Raw genomic sequence first — 17375 nt, 5'->3', positions numbered from 1 at the left:
GGCGGGGTTTTGCTGGTCAGAGCATCAGTTTGACGACGTGCTCGGAAGGATCGCGGGACTTGCCGGCTTTTTCCAGTTCCTGAAGATAATCGGCCCAGAGCGACTCCTGACGTACGGCCAGCTGGTGCAGATAGTCCCAGGTGAACAGCCCGCTGTCGTGACCATCGTCAAAGGTCAGTTTCAGCGCGTATTGCCCGGCCGGTTCCACTTTCGTCAGGCCCACGTTCAGCTTGCCGTATTGCAGGATCGGCTTGCCGTGGCCCTGAACTTCAGCGGATGGTGAATGCACTCGCAGCAGCTCGGCGGGCAGATGATATTCCTCGCCCGACGCGTACTTGAGCGTCAGGGTTCTGGAGGCTTTGTGCAGCTGAATGGCGGTGGGGATCTGGGTCATGGCGTTCGGTTCGATGTGCTGTCGCGCTATTGATCGTCCACAAGAGCGCCTTGGCGGCGCTCCTGAGGCGTCGGGCAGGTTTACAGAATATAGCGCGACAGGTCTTCGTCCTTGGCCAGTTCGCCCAGGTGACTGTTGACGTAGTCGGCATCAATGGCGATAGGCGCTGCGTCCGGGCTGGTGGCCAGGTCGCCGGCGCTGAACGACACTTCTTCGAGCAGGCGCTCAAGCAGCGTGTGCAGACGACGGGCACCGATGTTCTCGGTCTTCTCGTTGACCTGCCAGGCGATTTCCGCAAGACGCTTGATGCCATCGGGCTTGAATTCGATATTCAGGCCTTCGGTCTTGAGCAGCGCGCAGTATTGCTCGGTGAGCGACGCATGCGGCTCGCTGAGAATGCGCTCGAAGTCCTGTGGCGAAAGGGCCTTGAGTTCGACACGGATCGGCAAACGACCCTGAAGCTCAGGCACCAGATCGCTCGGCTTGCTCAGGTGGAACGCGCCCGAGGCGATGAACAGGATGTGGTCAGTCTTGACCATGCCCAGCTTGGTGTTGACCGTGCAGCCTTCGATCAGCGGCAGCAGGTCGCGCTGAACGCCCTCGCGGGACACGTCCACACCACCGGAATTGCCACGCTTGGCCACCTTGTCGATCTCGTCGATAAACACGATGCCGTGCTGCTCGACGGCTTCCAGCGCCTTGACCTTCAACTCTTCGTCGTTGACCAGACGGCCGGCTTCCTCTTCACGCACCAGCTTGAGCGCTTCCTTGACCTTGAGCTTGCGGTTCTTCTTCTTACCCTTGCCCATGTTGGCAAACAGGCTCTGAAGCTGGTTGGTCATCTCTTCCATGCCGGGCGGCGCGGAGATATCGACGCCCACGGCCTCGTTGATCTCGATCTCGATTTCCTTGTCATCCAGCTGACCCTCGCGCAGGCGCTTGCGGAACAGCTGACGGGTATTGGAATCGTTGGTCTGCACTGGATCTTCGTTGAAGCCGACGCGTGCCGGAGGCAGCAGGGCGTCGAGGATGCGGTCTTCGGCGGCGTCTTCGGCACGATGACGAACCTTGACGATTTCCTGTTCGCGCAGCAGCTTGATCGCGGCGTCAGCCAGATCACGGATGATCGACTCGACATCGCGGCCCACGTAGCCGACTTCAGTGAATTTGGTCGCTTCGACCTTGATGAACGGTGCGTTGGCGAGCTTGGCCAGACGACGGGCGATTTCGGTTTTGCCGACACCGGTCGGGCCGATCATCAGGATGTTCTTGGGCGTCACTTCGACGCGCAGCTCTTCAGGCAGTTGCATGCGGCGCCAGCGGTTGCGCAGGGCAATCGCGACGGCGCGCTTGGCATCGTCCTGGCCGATGATATGGCGGTTGAGTTCGTGGACGATTTCGCGGGGAGTCATGGACATAATGATTGACGGTCCTCTAGCGCAAACAAGCCGGCAGCGGCTTATTCGGCGAGGTCCTGCTCCTCAATGGTGATGTTGTGGTTGGTGAACACGCAAATGTCGCCTGCGATGTGCAGGGAGGTTTCCGCGATTTCGCGTGCCGACAGATCGGTCTTGAGCAGCAGGGCGCGTGCAGCGGCCTGGGCGAATGCGCCACCGGAGCCCATGGCGATCAAACCGTCTTCCGGTTCGACGACATCGCCGTTGCCGGTGATGATCAGCGAGGCGTCCTTGTTGGCGACGGCCAGCATGGCCTCCAGACGGCTCAGCGAGCGGTCGGTACGCCAGTCCTTGGCCAGTTCGACGGCGGCTCGTACCAGATGGCCCTGGTGTTTTTCCAGCTGGCCTTCAAAGCGCTCGAACAGCGTGAATGCATCGGCGGTGGCACCGGCAAATCCGGCAATCACTTCGCCGTGGTACAGGCGACGCACTTTCTTGGCGTTGCCTTTCATGACGGTGTTGCCCAGGGAAACCTGGCCGTCGCCAGCCATGACGACTTTGCCGTGACGGCGCACTGAAACGATGGTGGTCAAGGGGAGAGTCTCCACGCAGCGGGGCGAAAATGCCCTGATGCAGACTCATATGGGGGTGGGGGCGGGTATTTCAACCGTTGAGGGTGAATGCCGTCTGCATGGTGTCAGGTCGACGGGTGTGATCGTTCCACTGCGCGTGGGAACGATCATCAAGGTGTCTGACTGAACGCATACCGCCTCCCACAGTCCTGGTGGGAGTGAGCTTGCTCACGAAGAAGCCGGCACATTCGCTGAAGCAGGGTCGTCTTAACCATGGCTTTCGCGGACAAGTCCGCTCCCACCGGATGTTGCAGCAAGACTTATGTATGGCAATGAACGCGGAGCATGGGCACGATCAACGCCTTACCGGCTCTGACGTTGTTGCAACAAAAGGTTACTGAATCCGCCACCCGCCAGTTGCTTCTGGGCCGTGGTCAGTTGCTCGCGGTTGCTGAACGGGCCGACCAGTACGCGGTACCAGGTTTCGTCCTTCACGGTGCCCGACTCCACGGTCGCGGTCTGGCCCAGCAGGATGATCTGCGCACGTACCTTCTCCGCATCAGCCTGTTTGCGGAACGAACCCGCCTGCAGGAAGAACGTCGTCACCGCTGCCGGCTTGGTCGTAGCGACGGGAGGCGGCGGTGGCGGGGTCAGGCCGCTGAGGGCGGCCTGAGCGCGTGCGGTATCGATCTTGGCAGCCTGTTCTGGCGAAACCGGGGCAATCGGCGCGACCGCAGGTGGCGTTTTCTCCGGCACCGCCTCGTTCGGCACGATGACTTCCGATTCCGGCAGCAGCGTGTAGAAGTCGTACTTGGGCTTGACCGGCGCCGTGGGGCTCGGTGGCGTCTTGTTCGCTTCGGCGATCTTCGCAGCCTTGGCCTCGGCCTTGACCCGCTTGACGTCTTCGCCGCCCGGCTCAAGCTTCATCAGGAAGACGACGAACGCCCCCACGGTCAAGCCAATTGCCAGCCACATCCATCCTGGAATCGGCTTCTTCGCGGGTGCCTGGTAACGGCTGGCGCCGCGCTTGGGAGCCGGTTTCTTCTTTGCAACTGCCAACTTACATACGCTCCAGAGTTTCCAGACCCAACAGATCCAGGCCTTGCTTGAGGGTGCGACCGGTCAGGGCGGCCAGACGCAGGCGGCTCTGTTGCTGATCGGGGTTTTCGGCACCGAGGATCGGGCAGTTTTCGTAGAAACTCGAAAACAGACCCGCAAGGTCGTACAGGTAAGCACAGAGTACGTGAGGCGTGCCTTTTTCTGCGACGTTGTTCAGGGTTTCGGCGAATTGCGCCAGACGCGCAGCCAGTTCCTGCTCCTGCGTCGCTTGCAGCACGATCTGGCCCTTGCTGGCGTCGAACGGCGTACCCAGCTTGCGGAACACCCCGGATACACGGGTGTAGGCGTACAGCAGGTACGGCGCGGTGTTGCCTTCAAAGCTCAGCATCTGATCGAAATTGAAGCTGTAGTCGCTGGTGCGGTGCTTGGACAGGTCGGCGTACTTCACCGCGCTGATGCCCACGGCCTTGGCGATGCTGCGCAGCTCGGCTTCGGCCACCTCGGGGTTCTTTTCTTTCACCAGCGTGTAGGCGCGCTCTTCTGCTTCGTCGAGCAGGTCGATCAGCTTGACCGTGCCGCCGTCGCGGGTCTTGAACGGACGGCCGTCGGCACCGTTCATGGTGCCGAAACCCATGTGCTCCAGCTGCATGCCTTCATGCACGAAGCCTGCACGACGCGCCACTTCGAACACCTGCTGGAAGTGCAGCGCCTGACGCTGGTCGACGAAATACAGCGCACGATCAGCCTTGAGGACCTTGCTGCGGTAGCGAATGGCAGCCAGGTCGGTGGTGGCGTACAGATAACCGCCGCCGGCCTTCTGCACGATCACCGGCAGCGGCGTGTCTTCGGCGGTGCGGAATTCTTCGAGGAACACGCACAGCGCGCCATTGCTCTCTACCAGCAACCCGGCCGTCTTCAGATCGCTGACGACGTTGGCCAGGTCATCGTTGTAGGCGCTTTCGCCCATGACATCGGCTGGCGTCAGGTTGACGTTGAGACGTTCGTAGGTCTTCTGGCAGTGCGACAGCGAGATCTCGTTGAAGCGTTTCCACAGTGCCAGGCAGTCGGCATCGCCGCCCTGCAATTTGACCACCAGCCCGCGAGCGCGCTCGGCGAACTCTTCGGACTCGTCGAAACGCTGTTTCGCCGCACGGTAGAAGTTTTCCAGGTCCGACAGCTCGTCGCTGGTCGCCGGTTTTTCCTGCAGATAAGCCAGCAGCATACCGAACTGCGTGCCCCAGTCGCCGACGTGGTTCTGACGAATGACCGTGTCGCCCAGGAAACCCAGGACATTGGCCACGCCGTCGCCAATGATCGTCGAGCGCAGATGGCCAACGTGCATTTCCTTGGCCAGGTTCGGTGCCGACAGGTCAACCACTACACGCTGTGCCGGGCCTGCCTTGCGCACCGAAAGCTGCGGGTCGGCGAGGGCTGCGTCCAGGCGAGCCGCCAGGGCCTGAGTGTTCTGGAAGAAATTCAGAAAGCCGGGACCTGCGATTTCCACCTTGCTGACCTGCTCGTCGGCAGGCAGTGCGGCGATCAGTTTTTCAGCCAGATCACGCGGCTTCATCCCGGCGGGCTTGGCCAGCATCATCGCAATGTTGCTGGCGAAATCGCCATGGGTCTTGTCGCGAGCGTTCTCTACCTGAATCGCCGGCGTCAGCCCTTCTGGCAAGACGCCCTCGCTGACGAGACGGGTCAGGGCTTGTTGGATCAGCTGGCGAATGGTGTCTTTCATGAGGCTCTCTTCGACCGCAAGCGCGGTGGCGCCTGGAAGCGCGGGTGGAAAAACTCTGCATTATCCGTTGCTCAGGCCGTGTTGCCAACCGTGTTGGTTTTCAGGCCCATAACTGTGGAGGCAATGTGGCAGGCGGCTTGTCAGCGATCGCGGGGGTTCAGTCACTGAAAGGTCGCCTGAATGATCGTATCGCCGGCAAGCCGCCTCCCACGAAAGCGTATTTATTCACATGGATAGCTCAGTATAAATCCACCGGGTCCACGTCGAGCGACCACCTGACCTGCCTGCCACTGGGCATCTGCTCAAGAGCAATCAGCCAGTTGCTCAACAGTTTGTGCAGCGGCGCGCGGGCGCTGGACTGCAACAGCAATTGCGCGCGATAACGTCCGGCGCGGCGTTCCATCGGTGCGGGCACCGGGCCGAGCAGCTCGATGCCGCCCAGGCTCATTTCAGTCAGCAGGTGTTCGGCTTCACTGCAGGCCTGATCGAGAAACGCTTCGGCCTGCCCTGGCTTGTGCGCTTCGGCGCGCAGCAATGCCAGGTGCGAGAACGGCGGCAGGCCGGCGGAGCGACGTTCACTCAAAGCCTGTTCAGCGAAGGCGAAATAGCCCTGTTCGGTGAGCTGGATCAACAAGGGGTGGTCGGCCAGGTGCGTCTGAATGATCACCCGGCCCGGCTCCTCGGCCCGGCCTGCGCGCCCGGCGACCTGAACGATCAGTTGTGCCATGCGCTCGCTGGCGCGGAAATCGCCGGAGAACAGCCCGCCGTCGGCATCCAGAATCGACACCAGCGTCACGCGGGGGAAGTGATGCCCTTTGGCGAGCATCTGCGTGCCGACCAGAATGCACGGCTGGCCGCGCTGGATGGTCGCGAACAGTTGATTCATCGCGTCCTTGCGCGAGGTGCTGTCGCGATCGACTCGCAGCACCGGGTAATCCGGGAACAGAATCGCCAGCCTTTCTTCTGCGCGCTCGGTGCCTGCGCCGACCGGCCGCAGGTCGACCTTGCCGCACGATGGACACTGGCGCGGCACTCTTTCAACGTACCCGCAGTGGTGACAACGCAATTCGCCCGAGCGCTGATGCACCGTCATGCGCGCATCGCAGCGCTGGCAGCCGGACATCCAGCCGCAATCGTGGCAGAGCAGAGTCGGTGCGAACCCGCGTCGGTTAAGGAAAACCAGCACCTGCTGGCCTGCCGCGAGTGTCTGGCCAATGGCCTGTTGCATGGGCCCGGAAATGCCGCTGTCCAGTGGGCGACTTTTCACATCCAGTCGCAGAAAGCGCGGTTGTTGTGCGCCGCCAGCCCGTTGATTCAGGCGCAGCAGGCCGTAACGACCGGTGTAGGCGTTGTGCAGACTTTCCAGCGAAGGAGTGGCCGAGCCGAGCACGATCGGAATGTTTTCCTGGCGGGCGCGCACCAGCGCCAGATCGCGGGCGTGATAACGCAGGCCTTCCTGCTGTTTATACGAGCCGTCGTGTTCTTCGTCGATGATGATCAGGCCCGGGTTCTTCATGGGCGTGAACAGGGCCGAGCGGGTGCCGATAATAATGTCGGCTTCGCCATCGCGTGCGGCCAGCCAGGCGTCCAGTCGCTCGCGGTCGTTCACCGCCGAATGCACCAGCGCGATGCGCGCATTGAAGCGTTGCTCGAAGCGCAACAGCGTCTGGGGGCCGAGGTTGATTTCCGGGATCAGCACCAGTGCCTGCTTGCCCGCTTCGAGGGTTTCGCGGATCAACTGCAGATAAACCTCGGTCTTGCCGCTGCCCGTTACTCCCGCCAGCAAAAACGCATGAAAGCTGTCGAACCCGGCGCGGATCGCTTCATACGCGGCGCGCTGTTCGGTATTGAGTGGCAGTTCCGGCTGGGCCAGCCAGTGTTCATGCCGGGCGCTGGGCGCGTGGCTGCGGACTTCGACGTACACCAGCTCCTTGGCCAGCAGCAGGTTGAGGCTGTCTTTATTGAGCATCAATTTGCTGAGCAACTGATGCGCCACGCCATGCGGATGCTGGGCGAGGGTGGTCAAGGCTTCGCGCTGTTTGGGCGCACGGGCGATGCGCGAGTCGTCGACGCTGGCCCCCGGAGAAACATGCCAGAAACGCTCCTGACGGGTTTCAGCCAGTTCTCCCTGACGCAGCAGCACCGGCAAGGCCCAGCTCAGGGTGTCGCCCAGGCTGTGCTGATAATACTGGGACGTCCACAGGCACAGCTTGAAGAGCGAAGGCGGCAACGGCGCCTGACTGTCCAGCAGCGCAATCGCCGGTTTCAACTTGTCGGCAGGTACTTCGCTGTGGTCCACGACCTCAACCAGAATACCGATCATTTCCCGCCGCCCGAAAGGTACGCGCAGGCGCATGCCGGGCTGCAAATCACTGCGTAACACACCTGCCGGCGCACGGTAATCGAACAGGCGGCGCAGCGGCGAGGGCAGGGCAAGGCGCAGGATGGCGTTGGGCACGCGGTGTTTCCCTGTGGCGGTCGTGGGCGATGGGCGATCTTAGCAGACGACCGGCGCAAAGGTTCGCTTGCGTCGTTTTGATTGTCTGGTACTATCCACGGCCTATTTCCGTGCGGTATTCAACAATAGTGTTGGGTGGCGGCACGTTAGACCGAGGAAGTACCGATGAAAGCTGATATCCATCCAGTTTACGAAGCCATTGACGCTACCTGCAGCTGCGGCAATGTCATCAAGACCCGTTCCACACTCGCCGCTCCTCTGAGCCTCGACGTGTGCAACGAGTGCCACCCGTTCTACACTGGCAAGCAGAAGACGCTTGACATCGGCGGCCGTGTCGACAAGTTCAAATCCCGTTTCGGTGCGTTCGGCGCAACCAAAGCGAAGTAAGACTGGTTGCCTCATGGGCATTTCCAGGCTGCTTGAAAAGACGCCCCTTGTGGGCGTCTTTTTTATGTCCGCGATTTGGCTGTCCAGCGCGCAAGCGTTCTGCCCCGCGCCGGACGGCCTGCCCGTTGTACACGTGCAGCGCGTGGTGGATGGCGACACGCTGCGCCTGGACGATGGCCGCAGTGTGCGGATGATCGGGCTCAATGCGCCCGAAACCGGCAAGCGCGGCCAGCCCGCCGAGCCGTTTGCCGAGGCGGGCAAGCGACGCCTGCAAGCCTTGGTGAAAGACAGCGCAGGTCAGGTCCGTCTGCAGGTCGGTCAGCAGCCCAAGGACCGCTACGGTCGTACGCTGGCCAATGTCTATGGCCGCGATGGCACCAACCTTGAAGCGCAGTTGCTCAGCGAGGGGCTTGGTTATCTGGTCGCCATTGCGCCGAATACGGCGCTGGTGGCGTGTCAGCAGAGCGCTGAGCGGCAGGCGCGTCAGAGCAGAACAGGGCTGTGGCGCAACTCCCCTGTGCAAGCGGCGGCACAGATCGACAAGGGCGGCTTTGCCGTGGTGTCCGGGCAGGTGAAGAGCGTTCAACGTAACCGCGGCGGCATCTGGCTAGAACTCGACGGCTCACTGGTTCTGCGTATTGCGCCTGATCTGCTGCCTGCCTTCGATGTCGCCACAATTGAGCGCCTCAAGGGGCGACACGTTGAAGCACGAGGCTGGGTGGTGGACCGCTCGCGGCGCGGTGGTCTACAGTCAGGACAGGCTCGCTGGCTGATGCCGCTGACCCACCCGGCCATGCTCAATCTCTAGGCATCGCCTGCAATCACGGGCCTTTCGACGAGCGGTTCGGCTTTTTGTGTTTCCAGTGCCTTAGCGTAAAGTCTAACTTCTCGCCCCTTGACAGCAGTGACTGGCCAGTCTTGTTAGGACTATGCATCTTGCGTATCCTCGGCGGTCCGTCTGTCCCACAGTAAAAAAAGCGGAATCCAATACATGTCAGATTTGAAAACTGCCGCGCTCGAGTACCATGCCAACCCTCGTCCTGGGAAGCTGAGCGTAGAACTCACCAAGCCGACCGCAACCGCTCGTGACCTGGCTCTGGCCTACAGCCCTGGCGTTGCTGAACCCGTGCGTGAAATTGCCCGTGACCCTGAGCTGGCTTACAAGTACACCGGTAAAGGCAACCTGGTAGCAGTTATTTCCGATGGCACCGCGATTCTCGGCCTCGGCGATCTGGGCCCATTGGCTTCCAAGCCAGTCATGGAAGGTAAAGGCGTTCTGTTCAAGCGTTTCGCCGGTATCGACGTGTTCGATATCGAAGTCGATTCGGAGAGCCCGCAGGCTTTCATCGATACCGTAAAGCGTATCTCCATCACCTTCGGCGGCATCAACCTGGAAGACATCAAGGCACCCGAGTGCTTTGAAATCGAGAAAGCGCTGATCGAACAGTGCGACATCCCGGTTTTCCACGATGACCAGCACGGCACCGCTATCGTGACCGCAGCCGGCATGATCAACGCCCTGGAAATCGTCGGCAAGACCCTCGATTCCGCGAAGATCGTCTGCCTGGGCGCAGGCGCTGCTGCCATCTCCTGCATGAAGCTGCTGGTGAGCATGGGCGCGAAGATCGAGAACATCTTCATGGTCGACCGCACCGGCGTGATCCACTCCGGCCGTACCGACCTGAACCAGTACAAGGCTGTCTTCGCACATGCGACCGACAAGCGCACCCTGACCGATGCGCTGGATGGCGCTGACGTGTTCGTGGGTCTGTCCGGTCCGAACCTGCTGAGCCCGGAAAACCTGAACCTGATGGCCAAGGATCCGATCGTGTTCGCCTGCTCGAACCCTGATCCGGAAATCTCCCCGGAACTGGCTCACGCCACTCGCAGCGACGTGATCATGGCCACCGGCCGTTCGGACTACCCGAACCAGGTCAACAACGTGCTGGGCTTCCCGTTCATCTTCCGTGGTGCTCTGGACGTTCGCGCCAAGCGCATCAACGAAGAAATGAAAATTGCTGCAGCCAACGCCCTGCGCGAACTGGCCAAGCTGCCTGTTCCTCAGGAAGTGTGCGACGCCTACGGCGGCATCAAACTGGAATTCGGTCGTGAGTACATCATCCCGAAACCAATGGACACTCGCCTGCTTGGCCTGATCGCCGACGCAGTCGCAAAAGCCGCCATCGAAAGCGGCGTGGCCACGCTGCCGTATCCGAAACACTACCCGCTGACCAGCGTGGATGACGTGTTCAAGGGTTGATTCCTTGAGGCAATAAAAAACCCGCAGAGATGCGGGTTTTTTTATGATTGCTGAACTGACGCCATCGCGGGCAAGCCGCCTCTCACAGTCCCGTGTGTACACGTTCAACACTTTGTGGGAGCGAGCTTGCTCGCGAAAGCCATCGTTCGCACGCCTCTATTTCAGCGGATGAACCAGCCTCTTCGTGAGCAAGCTCACTCCCACTGGGATGTGTTTGCTGCTAGGCAATGCAGTGCAAAGGATCACTCCCGCAAAATCACCCCCGCCAACTCATCAATCGCTTCCTGCCTTTCGGCCTGATTCAGCCGCGCACGGGGATTGAGCGATGACCATTGCGGGTGGGCGCGGGAGCGTGACAGGGGCTCTGGCAGTTTGCCCTTGCGCCAGGTCGTGTCTTGCGGGGTGGTCAGTTCGATGCGGTTGATCGCCGCATGGCCTCTAACGCCCAGCGCAACCAGCAAATGATTTTGACGTAACGCCAGCACGCGCAGCACGGCGTCATCGACGGTCAGCTCTCGATGCCCTTTGAGTTTGCCGAGCAGACGTCCGCCATAGCTACGTGCGGTCAGCAGGGCACCGCCAGCAATCGCGCCGACCAGCGCAGCAGCGCCCAGGGTGACACCGCCGACCATCAGGTCGACGCCAGCGCCTGCCGCAGCGCCTGCCGCCACGCCACTACCGACGCGCACGCCCATCAGTTTGAGGGTTTCCGGGTTGAACAGGTCGTCGCCCCAGCGGCCATCCATCAATGGCAAATCGCTGGCGGTCACGTCATCCTTGCGAAACGCATACAGCTTGAGCAGCGCCTCGACGCACTGTTGTTCACGCTGACGAACCGCCTGACGCAGTGCCTCTACAGCTCGTTTCTCTTGATCTGGAGTGGTCTCGACGCTGCGCCGACAGGCCGCGCAATCAATCAGCATTTCCGCGATCAGGCGTGCCGCGCTGTGGCGCTTGGCCTGGCGCTGTTTTTCCTGGTCCTGAATCAGGCGTTCCAACTGCGGGCGCGCGCCTTCCAGCATGAGCGCCAGGCTCTCATAGAGACGCCGCCCGCCGTCTTCCGGCGGTGCGACGCTGTCGAAACGCACCAGCGCATGGAGGCCGAGACGCGAGAGCGCTTCGCGCCATTCCGGTTCGCGATGCTGCTGCGCACTGACGAAGTTGAGGACCGGCAGCAACGGCTTGCCACAACTGGCCAGCACCGCCAGCTCATCGCGGTATTTGGACAGCACCGGTTCGCGGGCATCAATCACATAAAGCCCCGCGTTTGAATCGAGCAACTGTCGCAGTACCTTGGCTTCTTGCTCGAAGCGTTGTCGTGCCTCGCTGCCTTCCAGAAAACGCATCAGTCGCGCCGGACCATCCAGCCGTTCGCCAGGGCAATCCAGACGCTCCAGATAATCGAGGAGGGCAATGGCGTCTTCCAGACCGGGCGTGTCGTACAGCTCGACCGTCGCCTGGCCGTCCACTGAGAGGCGGGCACCCTCAACGTGCCTTGTCGTGCTGGGTCGATGGGAGACTTCGCCAAAGCTGACGTCGCCTGTCAGGGTCCGCAGCAACGAGGTCTTGCCCACGTTGGTGTGTCCGACCACTGCCAGCTTGATGGCTGCGGGTGTGTGCGCTTCACTCATGGCCTGTCTCCAGCCAGCTCATGGGCGTGCTGTCTGCCCATGGCAATTGCAATTGATCCAGTGCGACGTGCCAGTCATCCAGACGTTCGGGGTCCAGAGCCTGTCCGGCAGGCGCAGGCAGCAACCAGACGCGGGTCGCGCCTGCGCAGCGCGCCAGCTCTGCAATCAGCGCAAGGCTGCCACGGTCCGGCGAGCGGCGCGGATCACAGGCAATCAACAGGCGTGCGGGCGGGTATTGAGTCAGTTGTTCCAGCAGTTTGTGTCGGGATTCGCGGCTGTCCAGTACGCCTGCGTTGGCGACGCCAGCGGGCATGTGCGGCGGCCAGACCTGTTGATCATCCAGCTCGATGGCCACCAGCAAGGCGCCGTCGCTTTGGGTGGTCCCTGCCTCACGCTGAACCTGATGCATCAACGCCGGCTCGGCGTCGTTGACGCCCAGGCGCTCGCTGCTGGGCATCAGTCGCTCGCGCAGTTCGAGGTAGTCGGGCAGTTCGAGATCCAGTTGCAGCGCAGCCTTGCCACGCTTCCAGCGCCATAGACAAAACGCGGCCAGCAGCAGACGTGGAACGATGCCGTAGACCAGCAGCACGCCGACCAGCCAGGCCGCCCAGGCCTGACGGGCATTTTCGATGCTCAGTGCGCCGTTGCCGCTGGCGCGGATCATGGATTCGTCCGGCACGCTGAAACCCAGCCACGACGGAATCGTGCTCAAGGTCTGGGTCAGGTTGACGAAGGTGTCGCTGCTCAGGATGGTGGTCTCCCAGACAAAGCCATAACGCCGCGTCGACATCAGCATCAACAGCACAACCAGTGCGCTGAGCAGGGCGATCAGCCACAGGCTGTTGACCATAAGACCCAGCGCCCAGCGATTCAGGCGTTTGCGCTGTAACAGCAGGATCAGCGCCGGTGCGAGCTGCGCGGCCTGGGCGTCGCGGGCGAGCTTTTCGCTCAGCCACAGCCAGAGGCGGCCGAGCCCACTGTTATTGCGTCCGGCAAAGACCAGGCCCAGCGCCCAGCTGATCAGCAGGATCAGGTTCAGCCCGAGCAGGCTGCCCAATGCCCAGAACACATTCACAGGCGTCTGCCCGTCGCCCATCGCGGCGAAGGCCAGCCCTGTGCCGCTCATGATGGCCAGTACGGCCAGCGCCATCAGCGCCAGTCGCGCACCCTGTTTCCAGTGATGCAGCGCGGCAACCATCCCGTCGCGCTCCGCGAGCCATAAGGCGCGATGAGTGATGCGGGTCGTGAGGTCGCCCTCGGCAGCGCGGGCGCGGCGGTTGGCTTCCTGATCGTCCAGCGTGCCCGCCTGTTGTTCACGCAGGCGCACAGCTTCGGTCAGCCAAAGGATATCGAGTGGTGTCAGCGCAGTCACACGGCGTCTCTTCAATGAATTCAGCGGTGAGCATAACCGCTGTCATGGGACTGAGCACGGCGTGTAACAGTTCAGTGGCTTGCCGGGCGCGCTCTGATATCCTCGCACCATGACAACTCATCTCCCCCTCAGCCTGATTGCCGCCCTTGGTGAAAACCGAGTGATCGGCGTCGACAATTCCATGCCCTGGCATTTGCCGGGGGACTTCAAATACTTCAAGGCGACGACCCTCGGCAAGCCGATCATCATGGGCCGCAAGACCTGGGATTCTTTGGGTCGGCCGTTGCCCGGTCGCCTGAACCTGGTGGTCAGTCGCCAGCCGGACCTTCAGCTTGAAGGGGCTGAGGTGTTCTCTTCACTCGACGCCGCGGTGAAGCGCGCTGAAGAGTGGGCGCACGAGCAGGGCGTGGATGAAGTCATGCTCATTGGCGGCGCGCAGTTGTACGCTCAAGGCCTGGATCAGGCCGATCGTCTGTACCTGACCCGGGTGGCGCTGAGCCCGGAGGGCGATGCCTGGTTTCCCGAGTTCGATCCGGCGCAGTGGAAGCTGGTTTCCAATACTGAAAATGCCGCTGTCGAAGACAAGCCTGCCTACGCCTTCGAGGTGTGGGAGCGGGTTTGATTTTTGAGTGATGGGGCGACAGCAAACAAAATGTCACGAAAGTGTCGTTTTTGGTTTTGCTGTCGTGATCAGTGGGGCAAATGACGTCTTCTAACGCCTCAAAGGTCGCTGACGCACTTTTGTGTTCACAATATTTTGTTACGGTCTGACCCTTCAAATTTTCAAGAAGGGGACTTCGCCTATGAAACTCGCGCCAAAAATGCTGATTGCTGCGCTCTGCGTCGGGCTTGCCGGCCAGGCTTTCGCCGCCACTGAACTGAAGCACTGGCCCGAGCCTGCCGCGAAAGCACTCGATGCGATGATCGCGGCCAACGCGAACAAGGGTAACTACGCCGTCTTCGACATGGACAACACCAGCTACCGCTTCGACCTCGAAGAGTCGCTGCTGCCCTACATGGAAAACAAAGGCCTGATTACCCGCGAGAAGCTCGACCCTTCGCTGAAGCTGATCCCGTTCAAAGACACTGCCGAGCACAAGGAAAGCCTGTTCAGTTATTACTATCGTCTGTGTGAGCTGGACGACATGGTCTGCTACCCATGGGTCGCTCAGGTGTTTTCCGGCTTCACCCTGCAGGAGCTCAAAGGCTACGTAGACGAGCTGATGGCGCTCGGCAAGCCGATCCCGGCCACCTATTACGATGGCGATACCGTTAAGCAGCTCAACGTCGAGCCGCCGCGCGTATTCACCGGGCAAACCGAGTTGTACAAAAAGCTGATGGAAAACGGCATCGACGTCTACGTCATGACCGCTGCATCCGAAGAGCTGGTGCGCATGGTCGCCTCTGATCCCAAGTACGGCTACAACGTCAAACCGGAGAACGTGATTGGCGTATCGCTGCTGCTCAAGGACAAAAAAACCGGTGAGCTGACCACCGCGCGCAAACAGATCACGGCAGGCAAATATGATGCGAAAAGCAACATGGGCCTGGAACTGACCCCGTACCTGTGGACCCCGGCCACCTGGATGGCTGGCAAGCAAGCGGCGATCCTGACTTATATCGATCAGTGGAAAAAACCGGTACTGGTTGGCGGCGACACCCCGACGAGCGATGGCTACATGCTGTTCCACAGCGTTGACGTCAGCAAAGGCGGCGTGCACTTGTGGATCAACCGCAAAGACAAGTACATGACCCAGCTTAACGGCATGATGACCAAAAACGCCGAGGCCCAGGCCAAGGAAGGTTTGCCGGTGACAGCCGACAAGAACTGGGTCATCGTCAAGCCGGACGAGATTCAGTGAGTCGAATGTGATCGCGGCTGCGCTCTGCGTCCGCGCTTGATGGCACACACGCCCAACAAAAAGCCCGGCATCTCTGCCGGGCTTTTTGTGTGAGCGACGTTGCTTTATGGCACCAGTTTGTCCAGCAATGCCTTGTCACGTACCGCACCCTTGTCGGCGCTGGTCGCCAGCAGGGCGTAGGCCTTGAGAGCGGTGGTGACTTTGCGCGGACGTACTTCGACCGGCTTCCAGCCTTTCTTGTCCTGCTCGGCACGGCGCTCAGCCATTTCCGTGTCGTCGATCAACAGGTTGATCGAGCGGTTCGGAATGTCGATCAGCACTTTATCGCCATCGCGCACCAGACCGATTGCGCCGCCGGCCGCAGCTTCAGGCGACGCGTGGCCGATGGACAGGCCCGAGGTGCCACCCGAGAAACGTCCGTCGGTGAGCAGTGCACAGTCTTTGCCCAGACCTTTGGATTTCAGGTACGACGTCGGGTAGAGCATTTCCTGCATGCCCGGACCGCCTTTCGGGCCTTCGTAACGGATGATCACGATATCGCCAGCTTTCACTTCGTCAGCAAGGATCCCGCGCACGGCGCTGTCCTGGCTTTCGAAGATCTTGGCGTTGCCTTCGAAGACATGGATCGACTCGTCGACACCTGCGGTTTTCACCACGCAACCATCCAGCGCGATGTTGCCGTAGAGCACGGCCAGACCGCCTTCCTGCGAGTAGGCGTGCTCGACGCTGCGGATGCAGCCGTTTTCACGGTCGTCATCCAGGCTGTCCCAGCGGGTCGACTGGCTGAACGCGGTCTGCGTCGGGATGCCGGCAGGGCCTGCCTTGAAGAAGGTGTGAACCGCTTCATCGGTGGTCTGGGTGATGTCCCACTTGGCGATGCCTTCGGCCAGGGTCTTGCTGTGCACGGTCGGCAGGTCGGTGTGCAGCAGGCCGCCACGGGCCAGCTCGCCCAGGATGCTGAAGATGCCGCCTGCGCGGTGCACGTCTTCCATGTGGTACTTCTGGATGTTCGGGGCGACCTTGCAGAGCTGCGGCACCTTGCGGGACAGGCGATCGATGTGGCGCAGGTCGAAGTCGATCTCGGCTTCCTGGGCTGCGGCCAGCAAGTGCAGGATGGTGTTGGTCGAGCCGCCCATGGCGATGTCCAGCGTCATGGCGTTCTCGAACGCCTTGAAGTTGGCGATGTTGCGTGGCAGCACCGAGTCATCGTTGTGGGTGTAGTACTGCCTGCACAGGTCGACGATGGTGCGGCCCGCCTGCAGGAACAGTTGCTCACGATCACTGTGAGTGGCCAGTGCCGAGCCATTGCCCGGCAAGGCCAGGCCCAGCGCTTCGGTCAGGCAGTTCATCGAGTTGGCTGTGAACATGCCCGAGCACGAACCGCATGTCGGGCAGGCGCTGCGCTCGTACTCGGCGACTTTTTCATCGCTGGCTGTCGGGTCAGCGGCGATCACCATGGCATCGACCAGATCCAGCCCGTGACTGGCCAGCTTGGTCTTGCCCGCTTCCATCGGCCCGCCGGACACGAAGATCACCGGGATGTTGAGGCGCAATGAGGCCATCAGCATGCCGGGGGTGATCTTGTCACAGTTGGAGATGCACACGATGGCGTCGGCGCAGTGAGCATTGACCATGTATTCCACGGAGTCGGCGATGATCTCGCGGCTCGGCAGCGAATACAGCATGCCGTCATGGCCCATGGCGATGCCGTCATCCACCGCAATGGTGTTGAATTCCTTGGCCACACCACCGGCGCGCTCGACTTCACGGGCAACCAGTTGGCCCATGTCCTTAAGGTGGACATGGCCAGGCACGAACTGGGTAAAGGAGTTGGCAATGGCGATGATCGGTTTCTTGAAATCTTCGTCTTTCATGCCCGTGGCGCGCCAGAGGGCACGGGCGCCGGCCATGTTGCGGCCGTGGGTGGACGTTTTCGAGCGGTAATCAGGCATTGGAGCACTCCGGCAAAATAAGGCTGATCAGGAAGGGAGTGAGCTTCTATTGACGTCGCTTGCAAACGGCAGTGACCGGGTGCAGCGAAGAAACCGAAAACCACGGGATCACCGTGTGCTCGGCCTGAGCTCATAAACCCGCCGGGGGATGACTGGCGATGAATATGGTCGATTCTACACCGCTGATGGGCCGGGGGACACATTCCGCACAGGTAATGCGGCACTGTGGTGCTTTGGCATGCTCGTGCACGCCGAATGGAATATTGAGGGGGCGAAACGGTATAACGGAAGTG

General features: G+C 61.2%; 14 protein-coding genes. 5 read left to right on the top strand and 9 right to left on the bottom strand.

Translation table 11 applies throughout. The annotated features are described in order from the left end of the window. Nucleotides 1-16: 16 nt before the first annotated feature. From H8S56_RS16660 to H8S56_RS16635, 6 genes are all read right to left on the bottom strand, one after another. Nucleotides 17-394, bottom strand: a complete 378-nt coding sequence (locus H8S56_RS16660) for a gamma-butyrobetaine hydroxylase-like domain-containing protein (RefSeq protein ID WP_032622925.1) — start codon at nt 392-394, stop codon at nt 17-19. Nucleotides 395-474: 80 nt separating this feature from the next. Then, a complete protein-coding gene (gene hslU, locus H8S56_RS16655) occupies nt 475-1812 on the bottom strand; it encodes an HslU--HslV peptidase ATPase subunit (RefSeq protein WP_024688882.1) in 1338 nt (445 codons plus the stop codon). Between the two features lie 41 nt (nt 1813-1853). Then, complete coding sequence (gene hslV / locus H8S56_RS16650) at nt 1854-2384, bottom strand: ATP-dependent protease subunit HslV (protein ID WP_004882674.1); 531 nt, start codon at nt 2382-2384, stop codon at nt 1854-1856. Nucleotides 2385-2726: 342 nt separating this feature from the next. Then, nucleotides 2727-3422, bottom strand: coding sequence for an SPOR domain-containing protein (locus tag H8S56_RS16645; RefSeq protein WP_024686508.1), 696 nt, complete (start codon nt 3420-3422; stop codon nt 2727-2729). 1 nt (nt 3423) lies between these two features. Next, nucleotides 3424-5160 carry an arginine--tRNA ligase gene (gene argS / locus H8S56_RS16640; RefSeq protein ID WP_024686509.1) on the bottom strand — a complete coding sequence of 579 codons (1737 nt, stop codon included), beginning with the start codon at nt 5158-5160 and terminating at the stop codon, nt 3424-3426. 238 nt (nt 5161-5398) lie between these two features. Further along, complete coding sequence (locus tag H8S56_RS16635) at nt 5399-7618, bottom strand: primosomal protein N' (RefSeq protein ID WP_187519237.1); 2220 nt, start codon at nt 7616-7618, stop codon at nt 5399-5401. 165 nt (nt 7619-7783) lie between these two features. Here H8S56_RS16635 and rpmE point away from each other — a divergent pair, with 165 nt between their 5' ends. The 3 genes from rpmE (at nt 7784) to H8S56_RS16620 (ending at nt 10265) form a co-directional block, all read left to right on the top strand. Beyond that, nucleotides 7784-8005 (top strand): 50S ribosomal protein L31, encoded by a 222-nt coding sequence (gene rpmE / locus H8S56_RS16630; protein WP_024686334.1) that lies wholly within the window; start codon nt 7784-7786, stop codon nt 8003-8005. Between the two features lie 13 nt (nt 8006-8018). Further along, nucleotides 8019-8813 carry a thermonuclease family protein gene (locus H8S56_RS16625; RefSeq protein WP_187519236.1) on the top strand — a complete coding sequence of 265 codons (795 nt, stop codon included), beginning with the start codon at nt 8019-8021 and terminating at the stop codon, nt 8811-8813. 183 nt (nt 8814-8996) lie between these two features. Further along, nucleotides 8997-10265, top strand: coding sequence for a malic enzyme-like NAD(P)-binding protein (locus H8S56_RS16620; protein ID WP_024686336.1), 1269 nt, complete (start codon nt 8997-8999; stop codon nt 10263-10265). Between the two features lie 242 nt (nt 10266-10507). Here H8S56_RS16620 and H8S56_RS16615 read toward each other — a convergent pair whose 3' ends face one another. Further along, a complete protein-coding gene (locus H8S56_RS16615) occupies nt 10508-11896 on the bottom strand; it encodes a GTPase/DUF3482 domain-containing protein (protein ID WP_187519235.1) in 1389 nt (462 codons plus the stop codon). Next, nucleotides 11889-13268, bottom strand: a complete 1380-nt coding sequence (locus H8S56_RS16610) for a DUF2868 domain-containing protein (protein WP_187519234.1) — start codon at nt 13266-13268, stop codon at nt 11889-11891. Before H8S56_RS16610 ends, H8S56_RS16615 begins: the two co-directional genes overlap by 8 nt. A 109-nt stretch (nt 13269-13377) precedes the next feature. Between H8S56_RS16610 and H8S56_RS16605 the strand changes: the two genes are divergently transcribed. Next, nucleotides 13378-13890 (top strand): dihydrofolate reductase, encoded by a 513-nt coding sequence (locus H8S56_RS16605; protein WP_024684724.1) that lies wholly within the window; start codon nt 13378-13380, stop codon nt 13888-13890. 181 nt (nt 13891-14071) lie between these two features. Next, on the top strand, nt 14072-15130 hold the full coding sequence (locus H8S56_RS16600) for an HAD family hydrolase (protein ID WP_024684723.1): 1059 nt from the start codon (nt 14072-14074) through the stop codon (nt 15128-15130). 104 nt (nt 15131-15234) lie between these two features. On the opposite strand, the gene ilvD is transcribed toward H8S56_RS16600, so the two are convergent. Continuing rightward, nucleotides 15235-17082, bottom strand: coding sequence for a dihydroxy-acid dehydratase (ilvD, locus tag H8S56_RS16595; RefSeq protein WP_187519233.1), 1848 nt, complete (start codon nt 17080-17082; stop codon nt 15235-15237). Between the last annotated feature and the right edge of the window lie 293 nt (nt 17083-17375).

The sequence above is a fragment of the Pseudomonas triticifolii genome (genome assembly GCF_014358015.1).
Classification (GTDB): Bacteria; Pseudomonadota; Gammaproteobacteria; order Pseudomonadales; family Pseudomonadaceae; genus Aquipseudomonas; species Aquipseudomonas triticifolii.
This window is presented reverse-complemented; position numbering and strand designations above follow the sequence as displayed.

Coding starts and splice junctions, on each gene's coding strand:
- H8S56_RS16660 (WP_032622925.1), bottom strand. CDS start 394: ATGACCCAGATCCCCACCGCCATTCAGCTGCACAAAGCCTCCAGAACC.
- hslU (WP_024688882.1), bottom strand. CDS start 1,812: ATGTCCATGACTCCCCGCGAAATCGTCCACGAACTCAACCGCCATATC.
- argS (WP_024686509.1), bottom strand. CDS start 5,160: ATGAAAGACACCATTCGCCAGCTGATCCAACAAGCCCTGACCCGTCTC.
- rpmE (WP_024686334.1), top strand. CDS start 7,784: ATGAAAGCTGATATCCATCCAGTTTACGAAGCCATTGACGCTACCTGC.
- H8S56_RS16625 (WP_187519236.1), top strand. CDS start 8,019: ATGGGCATTTCCAGGCTGCTTGAAAAGACGCCCCTTGTGGGCGTCTTT.
- H8S56_RS16620 (WP_024686336.1), top strand. CDS start 8,997: ATGTCAGATTTGAAAACTGCCGCGCTCGAGTACCATGCCAACCCTCGT.
- H8S56_RS16615 (WP_187519235.1), bottom strand. CDS start 11,896: ATGAGTGAAGCGCACACACCCGCAGCCATCAAGCTGGCAGTGGTCGGA.
- H8S56_RS16605 (WP_024684724.1), top strand. CDS start 13,378: ATGACAACTCATCTCCCCCTCAGCCTGATTGCCGCCCTTGGTGAAAAC.
- H8S56_RS16600 (WP_024684723.1), top strand. CDS start 14,072: ATGAAACTCGCGCCAAAAATGCTGATTGCTGCGCTCTGCGTCGGGCTT.
- ilvD (WP_187519233.1), bottom strand. CDS start 17,082: ATGCCTGATTACCGCTCGAAAACGTCCACCCACGGCCGCAACATGGCC.